Source organism: Pseudomonas sp. FSL R10-1350 (assembly GCF_009600525.1).
GTDB lineage: Bacteria > Pseudomonadota > Gammaproteobacteria > Pseudomonadales > Pseudomonadaceae > Aquipseudomonas > Aquipseudomonas helleri.
Map to the genome: position 1 here is coordinate 12,847 of NZ_WIVR01000035.1, position 18,759 is coordinate 31,605.

General features: G+C 58.9%; 18 protein-coding genes and 1 pseudogene. 6 read left to right on the plus strand and 13 right to left on the minus strand.

Annotation, left to right across the window (positions count from 1 at the left end; genetic code table 11):
- Positions 1 to 10 precede the first annotated feature (10 nt).
- Complete coding sequence (locus GHO25_RS15880) at positions 11 to 1,810, plus strand: sodium:proton antiporter (protein ID WP_153391214.1); 1,800 nt, start codon at positions 11 to 13, stop codon at positions 1,808 to 1,810.
- Between the two features lie 258 nt (positions 1,811 to 2,068).
- Here the strand turns inward: GHO25_RS15880 and GHO25_RS15885 are convergent, their stop codons facing one another.
- From GHO25_RS15885 to ffh, 6 genes are all read right to left on the minus strand, one after another.
- The gene (locus tag GHO25_RS15885; protein ID WP_048368173.1) at positions 2,069 to 2,476 is read right to left on the minus strand and encodes an acyl-CoA thioesterase; all 408 of its coding nucleotides are present in this window, start codon (positions 2,474 to 2,476) and stop codon (positions 2,069 to 2,071) included.
- A 96-nt stretch (positions 2,477 to 2,572) separates the two neighbouring features.
- On the minus strand, positions 2,573 to 2,923 hold the full coding sequence (gene rplS, locus GHO25_RS15890) for a 50S ribosomal protein L19 (RefSeq protein WP_003175895.1): 351 nt from the start codon (positions 2,921 to 2,923) through the stop codon (positions 2,573 to 2,575).
- Between the two features lie 46 nt (positions 2,924 to 2,969).
- Complete coding sequence (gene trmD, locus GHO25_RS15895; RefSeq protein ID WP_048368174.1) at positions 2,970 to 3,722, minus strand: tRNA (guanosine(37)-N1)-methyltransferase TrmD; 753 nt, start codon at positions 3,720 to 3,722, stop codon at positions 2,970 to 2,972.
- Positions 3,723 to 3,724: 2 nt separating this feature from the next.
- Positions 3,725 to 4,264: a ribosome maturation factor RimM gene (rimM, locus tag GHO25_RS15900; RefSeq protein WP_153391216.1), complete on the minus strand. Its 540-nt coding sequence runs from the start codon at positions 4,262 to 4,264 to the stop codon at positions 3,725 to 3,727.
- Between the two features lie 5 nt (positions 4,265 to 4,269).
- Entirely contained in the window at positions 4,270 to 4,521 is a 252-nt protein-coding gene (gene rpsP / locus GHO25_RS15905; RefSeq protein WP_048368177.1) for a 30S ribosomal protein S16, read from the minus strand.
- A 249-nt stretch (positions 4,522 to 4,770) separates the two neighbouring features.
- Positions 4,771 to 6,147 (minus strand): signal recognition particle protein, encoded by a 1,377-nt coding sequence (ffh, locus tag GHO25_RS15910; protein ID WP_048368178.1) that lies wholly within the window; start codon positions 6,145 to 6,147, stop codon positions 4,771 to 4,773.
- 207 nt (positions 6,148 to 6,354) lie between these two features.
- Between ffh and GHO25_RS15915 the strand changes: the two genes are divergently transcribed.
- The 3 genes and pseudogenes from GHO25_RS15915 (at position 6,355) to GHO25_RS15925 (ending at position 9,627) form a co-directional block, all read left to right on the plus strand.
- Positions 6,355 to 7,167 (plus strand): inner membrane protein YpjD, encoded by an 813-nt coding sequence (locus GHO25_RS15915; protein ID WP_048368180.1) that lies wholly within the window; start codon positions 6,355 to 6,357, stop codon positions 7,165 to 7,167.
- Positions 7,168 to 7,352: 185 nt separating this feature from the next.
- Positions 7,353 to 8,057, plus strand: a pseudogene (locus tag GHO25_RS15920) (transporter associated domain-containing protein); the annotation flags it as partial.
- A 253-nt stretch (positions 8,058 to 8,310) separates the two neighbouring features.
- Positions 8,311 to 9,627, plus strand: a complete 1,317-nt coding sequence (locus GHO25_RS15925) for an MFS transporter (RefSeq protein ID WP_048368467.1) — start codon at positions 8,311 to 8,313, stop codon at positions 9,625 to 9,627.
- Positions 9,628 to 9,705: 78 nt separating this feature from the next.
- Here GHO25_RS15925 and purT read toward each other — a convergent pair whose 3' ends face one another.
- From purT to GHO25_RS15950, 5 genes are all read right to left on the minus strand, one after another.
- On the minus strand, positions 9,706 to 10,887 hold the full coding sequence (purT, locus tag GHO25_RS15930; protein WP_153391218.1) for a formate-dependent phosphoribosylglycinamide formyltransferase: 1,182 nt from the start codon (positions 10,885 to 10,887) through the stop codon (positions 9,706 to 9,708).
- 91 nt (positions 10,888 to 10,978) lie between these two features.
- Positions 10,979 to 11,449: a VUT family protein gene (locus GHO25_RS15935; protein ID WP_048368183.1), complete on the minus strand. Its 471-nt coding sequence runs from the start codon at positions 11,447 to 11,449 to the stop codon at positions 10,979 to 10,981.
- A 157-nt stretch (positions 11,450 to 11,606) separates the two neighbouring features.
- Complete coding sequence (locus tag GHO25_RS15940) at positions 11,607 to 11,813, minus strand: DUF1289 domain-containing protein (protein ID WP_153391220.1); 207 nt, start codon at positions 11,811 to 11,813, stop codon at positions 11,607 to 11,609.
- The gene (locus tag GHO25_RS15945) at positions 11,806 to 12,333 is read right to left on the minus strand and encodes a gamma carbonic anhydrase family protein (RefSeq protein WP_048389723.1); all 528 of its coding nucleotides are present in this window, start codon (positions 12,331 to 12,333) and stop codon (positions 11,806 to 11,808) included. The genes GHO25_RS15940 and GHO25_RS15945 overlap by 8 nt, the downstream gene beginning before the upstream one ends.
- Positions 12,334 to 12,374: 41 nt before the next feature.
- Complete coding sequence (locus GHO25_RS15950) at positions 12,375 to 12,977, minus strand: CoA pyrophosphatase (RefSeq protein ID WP_048368187.1); 603 nt, start codon at positions 12,975 to 12,977, stop codon at positions 12,375 to 12,377.
- 145 nt (positions 12,978 to 13,122) lie between these two features.
- Here GHO25_RS15950 and GHO25_RS15955 point away from each other — a divergent pair, with 145 nt between their 5' ends.
- Positions 13,123 to 13,680, plus strand: a complete 558-nt coding sequence (locus tag GHO25_RS15955; protein ID WP_048368188.1) for an NUDIX hydrolase — start codon at positions 13,123 to 13,125, stop codon at positions 13,678 to 13,680.
- 35 nt (positions 13,681 to 13,715) lie between these two features.
- Complete coding sequence (locus GHO25_RS15960; protein WP_153328816.1) at positions 13,716 to 14,282, plus strand: murein L,D-transpeptidase family protein; 567 nt, start codon at positions 13,716 to 13,718, stop codon at positions 14,280 to 14,282.
- 74 nt (positions 14,283 to 14,356) lie between these two features.
- Here GHO25_RS15960 and GHO25_RS15965 read toward each other — a convergent pair whose 3' ends face one another.
- Complete coding sequence (locus tag GHO25_RS15965) at positions 14,357 to 14,668, minus strand: YqfO family protein (RefSeq protein ID WP_153391222.1); 312 nt, start codon at positions 14,666 to 14,668, stop codon at positions 14,357 to 14,359.
- Between the two features lie 158 nt (positions 14,669 to 14,826).
- The gene (gene purL / locus GHO25_RS15970; protein ID WP_048368191.1) at positions 14,827 to 18,723 is read right to left on the minus strand and encodes a phosphoribosylformylglycinamidine synthase; all 3,897 of its coding nucleotides are present in this window, start codon (positions 18,721 to 18,723) and stop codon (positions 14,827 to 14,829) included.
- Positions 18,724 to 18,759: the final 36 nt, after the last annotated feature.

Here is an 18,759-nt window from a genome sequence, read left to right on the forward strand (position 1 = left end):
GGGACTACGTATGACCGAACAACAGATTTTGCTGTCTTTCGGCGGTATCGGCCTTGCCGCACTGGCGTCCCAGTGGCTGGCCTGGCGGCTCAAGCTGCCGGCCATCCTGTTTTTGCTGCTGACCGGTATTTTGGTAGGCCCCGTGCTGGGCTGGCTCGACCCGCAAGCGCTGTTCGGCCCGCTGCTGATGCCGCTGGTTTCGCTGGCAGTGGCGTTGATTCTGTTTGAGGGCAGCCTGACCTTGCACCTGTCCGAATGGCGTGAGATCGGCAGCGTGGTGCACCGTTTGGTGACCATCGGCGCCCTCTCCACCTGGGCTGTGATCACCCTGGCTACCCATTGGCTGCTGGGCTTTGACTGGCTGCTGGCCCTGTTGTTCGGCACCCTGACCCTGGTCACCGGGCCGACCGTGATTGTACCGATGCTGCGGGTGGTACGGCCCAAAGCGTCGATTGCCAACATCCTGCGCTGGGAAGGCATCGTTATTGACCCGATTGGCGCCCTGCTCGCCGTGGTGGTTTATAGCTTTATCATCGCCCGCGCCAGCGACAACGGCCTGAGCCAAAGCTTGTTGACGTTTGCCGGGGTCATCGTCTGCGGCAGCCTGTTTGGCATTATCGGCGGCTGGATCATGGGCCAGATCGTGCGCAAGCAATGGCTGCCGGAATACCTGCAAAGCCTGGCGACGCTGGCCGGGGTGCTGGGGGTATTTATTGCGGCCAACCAAGTGATGCACGAGTCCGGGCTGCTGGCGGTCACGCTCATGGGCATGTGGATGGCCAACATGAAGGGCGTCGATGTGCGCAACATCCTGCACTTCAAAGAAAACCTCAGTGTGTTTCTGATTTCAGGCCTGTTTATTCTGCTGGCGGCACGTCTGGACTTGCACGCCATGATCGGCCTCGGGCCTGTGGTGCTGGTTTTGCTGTTGATCATTCAGCTGGTTGCCCGCCCTTTGAATGTGCTGCTGTCCACGGCAGGGTCAAAGCTCAGTTGGCGCGAGCGCGCCTTGCTGGCCTGGATCGCGCCGCGCGGGATTGTCGCGGCGGCCGTGTCGGCGATTTTCGCGATCCGGCTCAACGAGGCGGGCCATGAAGGCGCGCTGTTACTGGTGCCGCTGACCTTCGCGGTGATCATCGGCACTGTGGTGCTGCAAAGTGCAACAGCACGGCCGCTGGCGCGCCTGCTCAAAGTTGCAGAACCGCCCCCCAGCGGTTTTTTGATCGTCGGCGCCAACGGTCCGGCCCGGGTCATTGGCAAGGCCCTGCAACAGCAAGGCAGCCGCGTGGTACTCACCGACTCCAACTGGGAGAACATCCGCGCTGCGCGCATGGACAACTTGCCCACTTACTTTGGTAATCCGGCCTCACAGCATGCCGAGACACATCTGGATCTGGTCGGGCTTGGGCATTTACTTGCCTTGTCGGCGTCTGGCGAACTGAACACCTTGGCCGCGGTGCGCTTCGCCCATGAGTTTGGCCCGCGCCGGGTGTTTGCACTGGCCAACGGCCAGGAACACCGCCGCTCTGACAAGCATCGCGCCAGCCATGAATACCGTGGGCTTGCGCTGGGCAATCCGGCGTTGACCTACGGGCAATTGGCCAGCGAACTGAGCCAGGGCGCCGAGATGTACAGCACCACCCTGACCGACAACTTCACCTGGGAGGATTACCAGACGTTGCACGGCAAACGCGCCACCCTGCTGTTCGCCCGTGACAGCACGGGCTGGGTGCATGTGGTGACGCCCGAAAGCGAATTGAAACCGGGCGCAGGGTGGACGTTGCTGGCGTTGATCAGGCAGGACGCCTGAATGGATTACGGCTGCTGCGCAGCCGGACGTCGCCTCGCAAAGCTCGACAACTGCTACGGACGGAGTACACCCGTGGACACATCTGTAGGAGCGAGCTTGCTCGCGATCTTTTGATCTGCAAATGGTTTTACGGCTGCTACGCAGCCGGACGTAGCCTCGCAAGGCTCGTCAACTGCTACGGACGGAGTACACCCGTGGACACATCTGTAGGAGCGAGCTTGTCTCGCGATCTTTTGATCTGGCTTTGACGTCGCGGACCTAATACCCCGGCAACACCGGCACCGGGCGTTTGGCATCGTCGATGGCGACAAAACTGAACAAGCCCTGGATCGCCAGTTCACGACCATCACTGCTCATGCTCTCGACATACACTTCAACTTCAACCTTGAGGCTGGTGTTGCCCACTTTCACGACACGACCAATCAATTCAACAATCGAACCCGCCGCGATCGGGTGGTTGAAGTCGATACGGTCAGTCGAAACGGTCACCAACGGTAAACGGCAGAAACGAGTCGCGGCGATGAACGAGACTTCGTCCATCCAGGCCAGCGCTGTGCCGCCAAACAAGGTGTTGTGGTGATTGGTGGTCGAAGGGAATACCGCTTTGGTAATGCTGGTGACGGATAAATCTGTACGACGTTGGATCTCTTGCTCGCGCGAAGTCATGCTTTTTACTACCCACAACTGGACAAAGGTCTGACAAATTTCAGGCAACAAAAAAGCAGCCCGAAGGCTGCTTTTTTCTGCATCGGGAAGCTGGACTTAAGCCAGTTTTTCCTTGATGCGAGCTGCTTTACCGGACAGGTCACGCAGGTAGTACAGCTTGGCTTTACGAACGTCACCGCGACGCTTCACAGCCATGCTGTCGATTTGCGGGCTGTAGGTCTGGAAAGTACGCTCTACGCCAACACCGTTGGAGATTTTACGAACAGTGAAAGCACTGTTCACGCCACGGTTACGCTTGGCAATCACTACACCTTCGAAAGCTTGCAGACGCGAACGGTCGCCTTCCTTCACTTTCACCTGAACGACAATGGTGTCGCCCGGGGCAAAGGTAGGGATCTCTTTGGTCATCTGCTCTGCTTCGAGTGCAAGGATGATTTTGTTAGTCATGCTGTGCTCCTAAGGTAGATCGTCTGGATCTACCATCGATACGTTGTTAACTATCGTCCCGCTCGCGGATATATTCCTCAAGCAGCTTCTTCTCTTCTCCAGAAAGCGAGCGGCTTTCCAGAAGATCGGCGCGTCGTTCAAAGGTCCGCCCAAGGGACTGCTGTAAACGCCAACGCCGGATGTGTGCATGATTGCCACTTAGCAATACGTCGGGAACACGCTGATCCGCATACACCTCCGGTCGGGTGTAGTGCGGGCAATCCAGCAGACCGTCCGTGAAGGAATCTTCCTCCGCGGAGTCCACATGCCCTAAAGCTCCGGGCAGCAGTCGTGTAACCGCATCAATCAGAACCATCGCCGGCAGCTCGCCACCGGAAAGTACATAGTCACCAATCGACCACTCTTCATCGACATAAGCGTCTATAAAACGCTCGTCAATGCCTTCATAACGACCTGCAATGAGGATTAATGCTTCCTCATTCGCCAGTTCGCGTACCGCCGACTGATTAAGCTGGCGGCCTTGGGGCGACAGGTAAATTACCTTCGCCGCCTCTCCGGCTGCTTCTCTGGCCTGAACCAGCGCATCTTCCAGAGGCTTGATCTTCATCACCATGCCCGGACCACCGCCAAATGGGCGATCGTCCACAGTGTGATGCCGGTCCGTTGTGTAGTCCCGCGGATTCCAACAGGTGAGCTGCAAGAGCCCTTGTTTCACCGCGCGACTGGTGATGCCATAGTCGCTGATGGCGGAAAACATTTCGGGAAACAAACTGATCACTTCTACGCGTAATTTAGCCACGCTTAGAAGTCCGCATCCCAATCCACCTTCATCTCGCCGGCTACCAGGTCGACGCTCAGCACGCATTGCTCTGTGTAGGGCAACAAGCGATCACGGTCATCCAGGCTACCTGGGCAAGGTTTGACGTACATCACATCGTTAGAGCCAGTCTCTAGCAGGTGATCGATTTTCCCGAGCAATTGCCCTTCTGTATCGATGACCTTGAGGCCTTCAAGCTCGTACCAGTAGTACTCGCCGTCGGTCAGTTCAGGGAACAGGCTGCGTGGTACGCAGATTTCGAATTCGCGAAGAAGACCTGCTTCATCACGGTCATCGAGACCTTTGATCTTCACAACCAGAAACTTGCCGTTCTGGGAACGACCACTGACCAGCTCTACCTGCCGCACATCAGCACCACGCCGAAGCGTGACTTTTTTGTAATCGAGCAGGTTGTCAATTGGATCCGTAAAGGAATACACCTTCACTTCGCCGCGTACGCCATGAATCGAAAAAATCTTGCCGATAACGATCAAATCATCAGCAGTTTCAGGCGTCACGCTCATATTGCTCAGGCCGCAGCCTTAGCATTGACCTTCACAAGCTGAGCTACGCGCTCAGACATTTGTGCACCAACGCCCAACCAGTAAGCGAGACGGTCTTCTTTAACGGAGAAACGAACTTCCTGACCACGGGCAACCGGGTTGAAGAAGCCAATTTGTTCCTTGTGGGAACCGTCACGTGGGTTACGGCTGTCGGTAACGGTCAAGTGGTAAAACGGGCGCTTTTTGGAGCCGCCAAGGGCAAGACGGATTGTTAGCATGTGAACATCGTTCCTGTAGTCGGTGCTGCAAATCTAAATGCACAGCGGGCATAGGTGCCCGAAAGGCCGCATATTCTAAGGAATATCCGGACTTTTGCAAATGTCTTTTTCAGGCGCCTATGGGCCTGCGATGTAGATTTGCCATAAGGCCGCCACGAATGGCGACAGGTCAGCTCCCGCACAACGCGGGTTTGCCGGGTGTCTCGCAAGGTTGCGAGTTACCCGCACGCACGCGTGCGGGCGGGTAATTTACATTTTTGGCATGCCGCCGCCGGGCAACATCGAGCCCATGCCGCGCATCATTTTGGCCATTCCGCCTTTGGCGGAGAATTTTTTCATCATCTTTTGCATCTGCTTGTGCTGCTTGATCAAGCGCCCGATGTCCTGCACCTGAGTGCCGGAGCCCATGGCAATACGACGTTTGCGCGAACCGCTGATCAGGTCAGGGTCACGGCGCTCGGCCGGAGTCATGGAGTTGATGATGGCTTCCATTTGCTTGAACTGCTTTTCAGCAGCGCCCTGGGCATTGCCCATTTGCGCCAGATTGACACCGCCCATGTTCGGCAGTTTGTCCATGAGGCCGCCAAGGCCGCCCATGTTCTTCATCTGTTGCAGTTGGTCGCGGAAGTCTTCGAGGTCGAAGCCTTTACCTTTTTTAAGCTTTTTAGCCAGTTTGTCGGCTTTGTCTTTATCGAGCGTCTGTTCAGCTTGCTCGATCAGGCTGAGCACGTCGCCCATGCCCAGAATGCGCGAGGCAATACGGTCCGGGTGGAACGGCTCGAGCGCGTCGCTCTTCTCGCCCATACCGATGAACTTGATCGGCTTGCCGGTGATCGAGCGCACGGACAATGCCGCACCGCCTCGGGCATCACCGTCGACCTTGGTCAGGATCACACCGGTCAGCGGCAGCGCATCACCAAAGGCCTTGGCGGTGTTGGCCGCATCCTGGCCGGTCATGGCGTCGACCACGAACAGGGTCTCGACCGGCTTGACCGCCGCGTGCAACTCCTGGATCTCGGCCATCATCTCGGCGTCGATGTGCAGACGACCGGCGGTGTCGACGATCACGACATCGATGAATTTGAGCTTGGCTTCATTAATAGCCGCTTGCGCGATGGCCACTGGCTTCTGGCTGATATCGGACGGGAAGAACGTAACGCCCACTTCGCCCGCCAGGGTTTCCAGCTGTTTAATGGCCGCCGGACGGTACACGTCGGCCGACACCACCATCACGGTTTTCTTTTTGCGCTCTTTAAGGAAGCGCGCCAGCTTGCCGGCGGTGGTGGTTTTACCCGCACCCTGCAAACCGGCCATCAGAACCACGGCAGGCGGCGCAACATTGAGGAGCAGGTCCTCGTTGGCAGCGCCCATCAGGCTTTCGAGTTCGGCCTGGACGATTTTTACAAACGCCTGACCCGGCGTCAGGCTGCGCGACACTTCGGTGCCGACCGCGCGCTCTTTGACCGAGTTGACGAAGTCTTTGACCACCGGCAAAGCCACGTCGGCTTCCAGCAACGCCATGCGCACTTCACGCAGGGTGTCTTTAATATTGTCTTCGGTCAGCTTGGCCTTGCCGGTGACATGGCGCAGCGTCTGCGAGAGACGATCGGTTAAATTTTCAAACATGCGCGATCCTTTCAGGCCCAAAGTAGACCGGGGTAATTGCGGCCCAGCCCGTGTAAAACTGATGCTCGGCGAGCCTGCGGCGTGGGCAGGTCGCGGATTATAGCGAAGACTGGCCGCCGCGCACACCTTGGCGTCGCGTATGTGGTCTTTCGTGTACGGCCGGTTGTATGCCAAACTCAGCCCTTTCGGGCTTGCCTAACAGGATTTATGCTCCCCTTGTCACCCAGCTTGCTACCCAGCCTCGCCGCCGCCTGCTTATATGCCGCTGCGACCTTTTATCAAGGCAAATGCCTGCGTCAGGGCGCCAAGGCCAACAAACGCCTGTTGGTAACGCTCGGCATTCTTGCCGTTATCGCCCACGCCGCGAGCCTGTTTACCCATTTGCTGACACCGGCAGGCCTTGAGCTGGACTTTTTCAGCGCCGCGAGCCTGATTGCCGTGGCGGTGATCATCGTGACGCTGGTGGCCTGCGCCCGCATCCCGGTCGAGAATCTGCTGCTATTGCTGTACCCGCTGGGGATATTCACCGTACTGATGTCGCAATTCGCCCCCGCCGGCACCGTTCAGGTGGTCGATGAAGAGCCGGGGATCCTGCTGCACATCCTGCTGTCGATTCTGGCGTACGGCATGTTCACGATTGCCGTGTTCCAGGCCTTGCTGCTGTCCTTGCAGAACTACCAGCTCAAGCACAAGCACCCCAAGGGCCTGATCAAAAACTTCCCGCCGCTGCAAACCATGGAAAGCCTGCTGTTTGGCTTCCTGTGGGCGGGCTGGTCGCTGCTGTCACTGTCGCTGATTTCTGGCTGGGTGTTCCTGGGCAACCTGTTTGCCCAGCATCTGGTGCACAAGACCCTGCTCGCTTGCCTGGCCTGGATTGTCTTTAGCGTGCTGCTGTGGGGGCGTAACCGCCTCGGCTGGCGCGGGCACAAAGCCATCCGCTGGACGCTTGCCGGTTTCTGCCTGTTAATGCTGGCCTACTTTGGCAGCAAACTGGTCCGTGAATACATTCTGCATATCTGACGGCGATGAATATGGATAGCTTGCCCCACGGTCCAGTGCTTGCAGTGTTGGCCCTGCTGTTTCTCGGCTTAGGCTTCTTTATTGGCAAAACGTCGCGCAAGGTTGGCGCCAAGGCGCACCGCGACGCGCCGCAGCAGTCGCCCAGCGAAGTCCCGACCCGTGATGCCGAGCCCTCCAGCAGCCGCCCCGGCCTGCTGTCGGGCATTCAGGCGCTGGACAACATCACCGTCAACGACATCCTGATCCCGCGCAGCGAAGTCGAAGGCCTGAACCTCGATGACCCGATCGAAGACCTGATCGAGCAACTTCGCCTGACCAAACGCACGCGCCTGCCGGTGTTTCATAACGACATCAATCAGGTCGAAGCCATCCTCAATACCCGGCACATCCAGCACATGCTGCCCGATGCCAGCCTGACCAAAGAAGCCTTGCTGGCGGTCTGCCACGAACCCTACTTCGTTCCCGAAAGCACCCCGCTACAACTGCAACTGCTCAATTTTCATAAACAGCAACGCCGCATCGGCGTGGTGGTCGATGAATACGGCGAAGTGCTCGGCATTGTCACGCTGGAAGATATTCTCGAAGAGATCGTCGGCGAATTCGAAAACGAGCAAGACCTCGACAACCCGCATATTGAGCCGCTCCCCGATGGCCGCTATGTGGTCGATGGCGCCGCCAGCCTGCGCGAACTGAACAAAAGCCTGGGCTGGCACCTGCCCAGCGACGGCCCGAAAACCCTCAACGGGCTGGTTACCGAAGCGCTAGAGACCATCCCCGAAAGCACTGTGTGCCTGAAGATCGGCCACTACCGCCTCGAAATCCTCGCCACCGAAGACAACCGCGTCAGCCGTGTGCTGATCTGGCACGACAGCGTCAAGCTCGCGGCCTGATCACCATGTAAGGCCTTGTTACATTCGATTTGGCCTCCCTATAATCAATGCGCTTATCCAAGCCCCGCCGACACGCGTGCTACCCGCACCCAGCGCTGTCAGCGGGTGGCTGCACGTACAATCAGCGCTTGTTCCCATCCCGAACCGCGTTTACACCCAGCCTCAGGGCTCAACGACCATAACAATTGCTCCGGCACATCCAGCCACCAAGGCGGATAACGACCACGAGCTCATAACTGTCAGGGATATGCGCATGACTTCCAGCACCACTTACAGCGAAGCCTCGCCTGATAAACCGGCCAATTCCGCGACCCGCGTCGCGACGGCCAGCTTTATTGGCACGGCCATCGAGTTCTATGACTTTTATGTCTATGCCACCGCGGCAGCATTGGTCATTGGCCCGGTATTTTTCCCGCAAACATCCGGCACCGCACAAATGCTGTCGGCCTTTCTGACCTTTGGTATCGCCTTTCTCGCACGCCCGCTGGGTTCATTCCTGTTTGGCCACTTTGGTGACCGGGTCGGGCGTAAATCCACGCTGGTGGCGTCCCTGCTGCTAATGGGCGTGTGTACCACTTTGATCGGCGTGCTGCCGGGCTACGCCACCATTGGCGCCTGGGCCCCGATCCTGCTGTGCGTGCTGCGCTTCGGCCAAGGCCTGGGGCTAGGCGGTGAATGGGGCGGCGCGGCCTTGCTGGCCACCGAAAACGCGCCGAAAGGCAAGCGCGCCTGGTTCGGCATGTTCCCGCAATTAGGTCCGTCGATTGGCTTTCTGGCTGCCAACGGCCTGTTCCTGATACTGGCCATGTCCCTCAGCGATGAACAGTTCCGCTCGTGGGGCTGGCGCATTCCGTTCCTGTTGAGCGCCGCACTGGTGATGGTCGGCCTGTATGTGCGCCTGAAGCTGGAAGAAACCCCGGTGTTCGCCAAAGCCGTGGCGCAACACGAACGGGTGAAAATGCCGATCGTCGAACTCTTTGCGCAATATTGGGCACCGATGCTGCTGGGCGCCGCCTCGATGGTGGTGTGTTATGCGCTGTTTTACATCTCCACGGTGTTTTCGCTGAGTTATGGCGTGGCAACCCTGGGCTACACCCGCGAAACCTTCCTGGGTCTGCTGTGCTTTGCCGTGCTGTTTATGGCCGCCGCAACACCGCTGTCGGCCTGGGCCAGCGATCGTTACGGGCGCAAGCCGGTGCTGGTGGTCGGTGGCGTGCTGGCGATTCTGTCCGGCTTTTTGATGGAACCGCTGCTCACCCACGGCACCACCTGGGGCGTGGCGCTGTTCTTGTGCATTGAGCTGTTTTTGATGGGCGTGACCTTCGCCCCCATGGGCGCTCTGCTGCCGGAATTGTTTCCGACCCGTGTGCGTTACACCGGCGCGTCTGCGGCCTATAACTTGGGCGGGATAGTCGGCGCATCGGCCGCACCCTTCTTCGCCCAGAAGCTGGTGGCGATGGGCGGTTTAAGCTGGGTGGGCGGGTATGTCTCGGGCGCAGCGGTGCTCAGCTTGATCGCTGTGCTGTGCCTGAAGGAAACCAGAGAAGCGGACCTGAACAAGGTCGCATAACGACTGTAGGAGCGAGCTTGCCTCGCGATCTTTTAAAGCTCAAAAGATCGCGAGACGAGCTCGCTCCTACAGGTCGGGTTACAGCTCTACGACTACCGTTTGAGCGGCGCGGGTGGCTTTGGCGCGGGCGGCTTCAATCGACTCGTCACGGGCCAAGGCAACACCCATGCGGCGCTGACCATTGACTTCTGGCTTGCCAAACAAGCGCAGCGCGGTGTCCGGCTCGCTCAGGGCTGCGCCGAGGTTGGCGAATGCGGTCTGGGTCGACTGGCCTTCTACCAGAATCACGGCCGAAGCCGATGGGCCGAACTGACGGATCAACGGGATCGGCAAGCCCAGAATGGCACGGGCGTGCAGTGCAAACTGCGACAAGTCTTGCGAGATCAAGGTCACCAGACCGGTGTCATGGGGGCGCGGCGACACTTCGCTGAACCACACCTGATCGCCTTTGATAAACAGCTCAACGCCAAACAGGCCACGACCGCCCAACGCTTCAGTCACCGCCTTGGCAACACGCTCGGACTCAGCCAGAGCAATCGGGCTCATGGCCTGTGGCTGCCAGGATTCCTGATAATCGCCCTTCTCTTGACGATGGCCGACCGGCGCACAGAAAGTTGTGCCACCTACGTGGCGCACGGTGAGCAAGGTGATTTCGTAATCGAAGTCGATGAAGCCTTCGATGATGACCCGGCCTTTGCCCGCACGACCGCCTTCTTGCGCGTAGTCCCAGGCCTTTTGCACGTCGTCAGCGCTACGCAGCAGGCTTTGGCCCTTGCCCGACGAACTCATCACCGGCTTGACCACGCACGGGAAGCCCAGGTCCTCGACCGCTTTGCTGTAGTCCTCGAAGGTATCAGCGAAGTGGTAGGGCGAGGTCGGCAAGTCCAGCTCTTCAGCGGCCAGGCGACGAATGCCTTCGCGGTTCATGGTCAGCGAGGTGGCACGCGCGGTCGGGATCACGGTGAAGCCTTCGGCTTCCAGCTCGACCAGCGTCGCGGTGGCGATGGCTTCGATTTCCGGAACGATGAAGTGCGGCTTTTCCAGCTCGATGACGGCACGCAGCGCGGCGCCGTCCAGCATGTTGATCACGTGGCTGCGGTGCGCAACCTGCATGGCCGGGGCATTGGCATAGCGATCAACGGCGATCACTTCAACGCCCAGGCGCTGCAATTCGATGACGACTTCTTTACCCAGCTCGCCGCAGCCACACAGCAATACGCGGGTCGCGGTCGGCGACAGTGGAGTTCCGATACGGGTCATTTCAGGTCCTCAAGGAAGCAAATCATCGAAGGCGCGTGCAACGCTCGCGCCTGCCGGGAAGAAAGGCCAGCATTTTACATGATCCAGCGTGTCAGGCTTTAGCTTGGTTGGCTTTGCGCAACCGCCAGGCCATGGCCAGCCAGACACAGGTCACACCGGCAAATTTTGAAGCCATCGCGGTGATGATCACGCCGGGGGTAAAGGCGTCGATCATGCCGAAGAAGATAAAGGTATCAATCGGGATGCTCAGCGCCGAGCTGATCCACAGACGGTCATGCAACGGGCGCTTGGTGATGCTGAACACCAGCCAGTCAATGCATTCGGACACCGCAAAGGCGGTAGCACTGGCCAGGGCAATCGAGGGATCGGAGGTGATATAGGACAACACCAGCGCGACCAGCATGGCTATCAACGCGCCATGACCGAAGCGGGTCTGCACCATGTCGCGCAGCACAAAGACCAGCCCACCCCAGGCTGACCAGATGATGTCCAGGTGCGGCGCCGAAGAGAACGCGTAGTTGATCAGCACAACGCTGGCGATGTAAGCGATTAGAAACAGCATGGTTGCGGGTGGCACCTCAAATTAAGGCGCACAGGGTACTTGAGTCATGCCCTTTTTTGTAGCCGCTGCCGCAGGCTGCGATGGGTTGCGCAGCAGCCCCAGGATTTTGAAGCCCCTTCGGGCCTTATCGCAGCCTGCGGCAGCGACTACAAAGCAATTACTGACCGCCCAACACCCACATCACGCCGCTGGATTTGGCCCGTTCATGACACAAGGCCAGCACTTCGCGGCGCTCGGGGTTGGTCATGCGGCTCCAACGGGTGATTTCGGCCACGGTGCGCTGGCAGCCGGTGCAGATGTCATCGTCGTCCAGTGCGCAAATGCTCACGCACGGCGAGGCGACCGGGCGCTCGGCATCACTCATCGTCTTGCACCGCCAGGTCGCGGGCATAGCGCTGGCCGTTTTTCACATAGCTGGCCGCGCTGGCTTCGAGCATTTTTTTCTGTTCTTCGGTCAGCTCACGCACCACTTTGCCCGGCGAGCCCATGACCAGCGAACCGTCCGGGATCTCCTTGCCCTCGCCGATCAGCGAGTTGGCGCCGATGATGCAATGTTTGCCGATTTTGGCGCCGTTGAGGATGACCGCATTAATGCCGATCAGGCTGTAATCGCCCACGGTGCAGCCGTGCAACATGGCGTTATGGCCAATGGTCACGCCAGTACCCAAGGTCAGCGGGTAGCCCATGTCAGTGTGCATCACCGCGCCGTCCTGCACGTTGCTGTGCTTGCCGATCAGGATCAATTCGTTATCGCCGCGCAACACAGCGTTAAACCAGACACTGGCGCCCTCTTCCAGACGGACCTTGCCGATCAGGGTGGCATTGGGGGCCGCCCAACTGTCGGGATGTGTGTCGACGCAGGAATCGCCCAAGCGATATTTCATACTGATGTCCTCAAGGCAGGCGTGGCTGTCTGCAGACAGCTCTATACATTGATAAAACGTTCAGGCGGGGTGTGCAGGCTGATGTTGACGTCGTCGTACAGCAGGTTCATCAGCTCAACGATCATGATCGCCGACAGGCCCCAGATCTTGTAAACACCAAAACGGTAACTGGGCACATACCAGCTGCGCCCCTGGTAATCGATACGGTGGGTGTGCTCGCGCGGGTCCTGGCGGAAAAAATCCAGCGGCACGCTGAACACCGCCGCAATCTCGGCATCGTTGGCCAGATACTCGACGTAGTCCGGGACCAGCCCCACATAAGGCGTGACACGGATACCGTGCAGTGAGACCAAAGGGCTGAGAGGCCCGACGACCTCGACCAGCCCCGGCGGCAAACCGATTTCTTCTTCGGCTTCACGCAGGGCAGTAAACACCAGGTCCGGGTCTTCGGGGTCGCGGCGCCCACCCGGAAAAGCCACTTCACCGCCGTGAGTCGACAACCCGCTGGCACGCAGGGTCAAAATCAGTTCAGGCTTGTCACTGCGCGTCACCGGCAACAGTACCGCGGCCTCCGGAAAGCTGCGGTCTGTTTCCAGCGTCCGTGGGGTGTAGCGACTCATACGGCTAAGTAGCTCATCCAGCATAGGTCATCTCGATCCGTCACTTATCGGGCATCATGCACCAAATTGCCCAAGGCACCCAAGCCCCAGACTGTCGCAGGGCACAAAGTGGGGCTTGCCGTAAATTCGTCTCAGCCCCAAGATAGGCGCCACAGCGCGAGAGCACAGCATGAAATTTTGCAGTCAGTGCGGCAACTCTGTCAGCCAACATATCCCGCAGGGCGATTCGCGCCTGCGTTATGTCTGCGACCACTGCCACACGATTCACTACCAGAACCCGAATATTGTCGCCGGCTGCCTGCCCACCTGGGGCACGCAAGTGCTGCTGTGCCGTCGCGCCATCGAACCGCGCAAAGGCTTCTGGACACTGCCCGCAGGCTTTATGGAAAACGGTGAAACAGTCGAACAGGCGGCCCGCCGGGAAACCCTAGAAGAAGCGTGCGCCCAGGTTCAGCAGTTGGCGATCTACACGCTGATTGATGTACCCCACATTAATCAGGTGCATATTTTCTACCGCGCCCAATTGCAAAGCCCCGACTTTGCCGCCGGTGAAGAAAGCCTCGAAGTTCGGTTGTTTGATGAGGCCGATATCCCTTGGTCCGAGTTAGCTTTTCGCACTGTGAGCCGTACCCTAGAATGCTTTTTTTCTGATCGCCCGACACAGGCTTACCCTGTGCGCAGCGAGGCGGTACCGCCGCTGCCAGAGTTGATAACACCCCCACAATAATGATGTTCGCCTTGTACCTCAGGAATACCTCCCTAATGCGCTGGTTGCTTGCTGCACTTTGCCTGTCGTTTGCCGTTACTTGCCAAGCCGCTGTAGTCATGACTATCAACGGTAAGCCCGTCGACAAAGAACAGGTGCTTAAACCACCCCAAGCGTCACAACGGGCCAGTGCCAGCAAATCGGTCGACAAGATCCTGGTGATCAAGTCAGCGCGCAGGCTCGAGCTGATCAGCGATGGAAAAGTGATCAGAAGCTATCGCATCTCATTGGGCAAACAGCCTAAAGGGCCAAAATTACAGGAAGGCGACAAGCGCACCCCCGAAGGGCTGTACTGGGTGGATTGGCGCAAGCGCAGCGACAAATTCAACCTGGCCATGCACATCAATTACCCCAACATCAGCGATGCCGCCAAGGCTCGGCGTGAAGGGGTGAATCCGGGATCGATGATCATGATTCATGGCACGCCAGACTCTGAAGAAAACCCCGAAGAGCTGTTTCACACGCTGGACTGGACCGATGGCTGCATCGCCATGAAAAACTACGAAATGCGTGAAGTCTGGAGCATGGTCAAAGACGGCACGATGGTTGAGATACGCCCTTAACCTGCAAAAACGCCGCGCACTAAAAAGCCCGCTGCCCCCATAAGGGCCAGCGGGCTTTTTTATGCAGCGCCGGATTAGATATCAGCCAGACGCCACACCTCGTATGCAGGCGTTTCATACGGGTGGCTGTGTTTGAGCGCAGCCACCACGGAATGAATCAACTCATCTGCCACGACCAGCTCAACTTTCCATTCGCCGACATACTCGACCTGACCGGTTTGCCCGATAAACGGCTGACTGCCGTCCAGCGCACGAAACTGGCCCTGCCCCATGGTCTGCCAGGCGCAGTGGTCATAGCTGCCGATGCGACCGCCACCAGCGGCGAATACGGCATCCTTGACCCCATCAACATGGCTTGGCGGAACAAAAAAGCTGAGCTTGTACATAAGCGAACACTCTGTTGAACATGCCTGGAAACCTGTGGGAGCCTGGCTTGCCAGCGATGCAGTCAACACAATTTCTGTTAAACCGCGTCGATGCCATCGCGAGCAAGCCCGCTCCCACAAGGGATATGCGTCTAACGGGCATTGAACTTCAAAATGCCTTAGTCGACCCAGACGCGAGCGTTACGGAACATGCGCAACCATGGCGCATCTTCGTTCCACTCTTCAGGACGCCACGAGTTCTGCACGGCGCGGAACACACGCTCAGGGTGCGGCATCATGATCGTCACACGGCCATCACGGCTGGTGAGGCCGGTAATGCCGCGCGGCGAGCCGTTCGGGTTGGCCGGGTAGTTCTCGGTGACCTTGCCGTGGTTGTCGACGAAACGCAGGGCAACGGTGCCCGACAGATCGGCTTGCAGCAGCGCTTCAGGGCTGGCGAACTCTGCGTGGCCTTCACCGTGAGCGATGGCGATTGGCATGCGCGAACCGGCCATGCCCTGCAGGAAGATCGAGTTCGACTCTTGCACTTGAACCATGGCAACACGGGCTTCGAACTGCTCAGAGCGGTTACGCACAAAGTGCGGCCACAACTCGCTGCCCGGAATCAGCTCGCTGAGGTTGGACATCATCTGGCAACCGTTGCACACACCCAGGCTGAAGCTGTCGGTACGCTCGAAGAAGCCCTGGAACGCATCACGTGCGCGGGCGTTGAACAAGGCCGACTTGGCCCAGCCTTCACCGGCACCCAGTACGTCGCCGTAAGAGAAACCACCGCACGCTACCAGCCCCTTGAACTCGTTCAGGTCGACACGGCCGGCCAGAATGTCGCTCATGTGCACGTCGATCGCGTTGAAACCGGCACGGTCAAATGCCGCTGCCATTTCAACCTGACCGTTAACGCCCTGCTCACGCAGAACGGCAACTTGTGGGCGAATGCCTTTTTTGATGTACGGCGCGCTGATGTTGGCGTTGACGTCAAAGCTCAACTGAGCGGTCAGGCCCGGATTGTCTTCTTCCAGCAGCACGTCGAATTCTTGCTGTGCGCAGTCTGCGTTGTCACGCATACGCTGGATCTGGAAGCTGGTTTCAGCCCACTGGCGCTGCAACTCACCGCGCTGACCAACAAACACTTTGTCACCGTGGAAGCTGATGGTGACTTCGCTGTTGTTCAGCGGCTGACCAATCACGTCCACGCATTCACCCAGACCCGCCGCGCTGAACTGTGCGAGCACGTCAGCGGTAGCGTCCTGGCGAACCTGGATCACGGCACCCAGCTCTTCGTTGAACAGCACGGCCGGCAATTGACCAACGCTGTCGGCCAGGCAATCTAGGATCAGGTTCAGACCGCAGTGACCGGCAAAGGCCATTTCCATCACGGTGGTCAGCAAACCACCGTCGGAACGGTCGTGGTAAGCCAGCAGGTGGCCATCAGCGTTCAGACCTTGAATGACCGCGAAGAAGGCCTTGAGGTCTTCTGCGTCGTCAACGTCCGGGGCTTGTTTACCAAGCTTGCCGTAGGTCTGGGCCAGGATCGAGGCGCCCATACGGTTTTGGCCACGGCCCAGGTCGATCAGGATCAGATCGGTCAGGCCTTTGTCCATGCGCAGTTCTGGGGTCAGGGTGCGGCGAACATCGAGCACCGGTGCGAAACCGGTGACGATCAGCGACAGCGGCGAGGTCACGCTCTTGTCGGTGCCTTCATCGTTCCAGCGGGTTTGCATCGACATCGAGTCTTTGCCCACCGGAATGGTGATGCCCAGCTCAGGGCACAGCTCCATGCCGACCGCTTTTACGGTGTCGTACAGACGCGCGTCTTCACCTGGGTGGCCAGCCGCCGACATCCAGTTGGCCGACAGTTTGATGTCAGAGATTTTGCCAATTCGCGAGGCCGCGATGTTGGTCAGGGTTTCACCGATGGCCATGCGGCCCGATGCCGGAGCATCCAGCAGTGCCAGCGGCGTCCGCTCGCCCATGGCCATGGCTTCACCGGTGTACACGTCAAAGCTGGTCGCGGTAACGGCAACGTCTGCCACCGGCACCTGCCACGGGCCGACCATTTGATCACGGGCAACCAGGCCGGTGATGGTACGGTCGCCGATGGTGATCAGGAAGCTCTTGCTGGCGACTGCCGGGTGGTGCAGAACGCGCTCGATACACTCGCCCACGTTAAGCGCTGCCGGATCGAAGTCATCGCCCAGCTCGGCCTCACGCACCACCGAACGGTGCATGCGTGGCGCCTTGCCCAGCAACACTTCCAGTGGCATGTCCACCGGGCTGTTGCCGAAATGGCTGTCGGTGACGGTCAGTTGTGGCTCGGCAGTAGCCTCGCCCACCACGGCAAACGGGCAACGCTCACGCTCGCAGATCGCCTGGAAGCGCTCGAAGTCTTCAGCGCTGACTGCCAGAACGTAACGTTCTTGGGATTCGTTACTCCAGATCTCGTGCGGGGCCATGCCCGGCTCGTCGTTTGGAATGTTGCGCAGTTCGAAACGGCCACCACGGTCGCCGTCGTTGACCAGCTCAGGGAAGGCGTTGGACAGACCGCCCGCACCCACGTCGTGGATGAAGCTGATCGGGTTTTTGTCACCCAGTTGCCAGCAACGGTCGATTACTTCCTGGCAGCGGCGTTCCATTTCCGGGTTTTCGCGCTGTACCGAAGCGAAGTCCAGATCGGCCGAGCTTGCGCCAGTGGCCATGGACGAGGCAGCACCGCCGCCCAGGCCGATCAACATGGCCGGGCCACCCAGCACGATCAGCTTGGCGCCAACGGTAATTTCGGCTTTTTGTACGTGTTCGGCGCGGATGTTGCCCATGCCGCCCGCCAACATGATGGGCTTGTGGTAACCGCGCACTTCATCACCGTGCGGGGTGGTGATGGACTGCTCGAAGGTACGGAAGTAACCGGTCAGGGCCGGACGACCGAATTCGTTGTTGAACGCCGCGCCACCCAGCGGGCCTTCAATCATGATGTCCAGCGCCGTCACGATGCGCTCTGGCTTGCCGTACGGCACTTCCCACGGCTGGGTAAAGCCCGGGATTTGCAGGTTGGAAACGGTAAAGCCGGTCAGGCCTGCCTTTGGCTTGGCGCCACGGCCGGTTGCACCTTCGTCACGAATTTCGCCACCGGAACCGGTCGCTGCACCCGGGAACGGGGCAATGGCGGTTGGGTGGTTGTGCGTTTCAACCTTCATCAGGATGTGCACAGGCTCCTGCACCGCGCCGTACTGGCGGGTTTCAGGGTTCGGAAAGAAACGCCCGCCAACGCTACCGACGATCACCGATGCGTTGTCTTTATAAGCCGACAGAACGCCTTCGCTGTGCATCACGTAGGTGTTTTTGATCATGCCAAACAGGCTTTTTTCCTGGCTTTGGCCGTCGATGTCCCAACTGGCGTTGAAGATCTTGTGGCGGCAATGCTCGGAGTTCGCCTGGGCAAACATCATCAATTCGATGTCGTGCGGGTTGCGGCCCAGACCATTGAACGCATTGACCAGGTAGTCGATTTCGTCTTCAGCCAGCGCCAGGCCCAACTCAACGTTGGCTTTTTCCAGCGCGGCGCGACCGCCACCCAGCACATCAATGGCGGTCAGCGGCTTTGGCTCGGCATGGCTGAACAGACCGGCAGCCTGCTCCAGGTCGCCCAGTACGATTTGGGTCATGCGGTCATGCAGAACCGATGCAATCAGTTCGGCATCGGCGTCGCTGAACTGGCCAGCCACATAAAAAGCAATGCCGCGTTCCAGGCGCTGGATTTTCGCCAGGCCACAGTTACGGGCAATATCGCTGGCCTTGCTCGACCAGGGAGAAATGGTGCCAAACCGCGGCAACACCAAAAACAGTCGGCCATTTGGCTCTTGGACCGGCACGCTTGGGCCGTACTTCAGGAGACGAGCCAGTACCTGCTGTTCATCGCTGGTCAGATCACCGGTGACATCGGCAAAGTGGGCGAACTCAGCATACAAACCACTGACAGCCGGAACCTTGAGGCTCAGTTGTGCAAGGAGTTTGCTGTGGCGAAAGGCAGAAAGGGCAGGAGCGCCGCGCAGGATCAACATCTTCGGGACAGCCTCGGGAGGGGTGTGCTTTGAGGC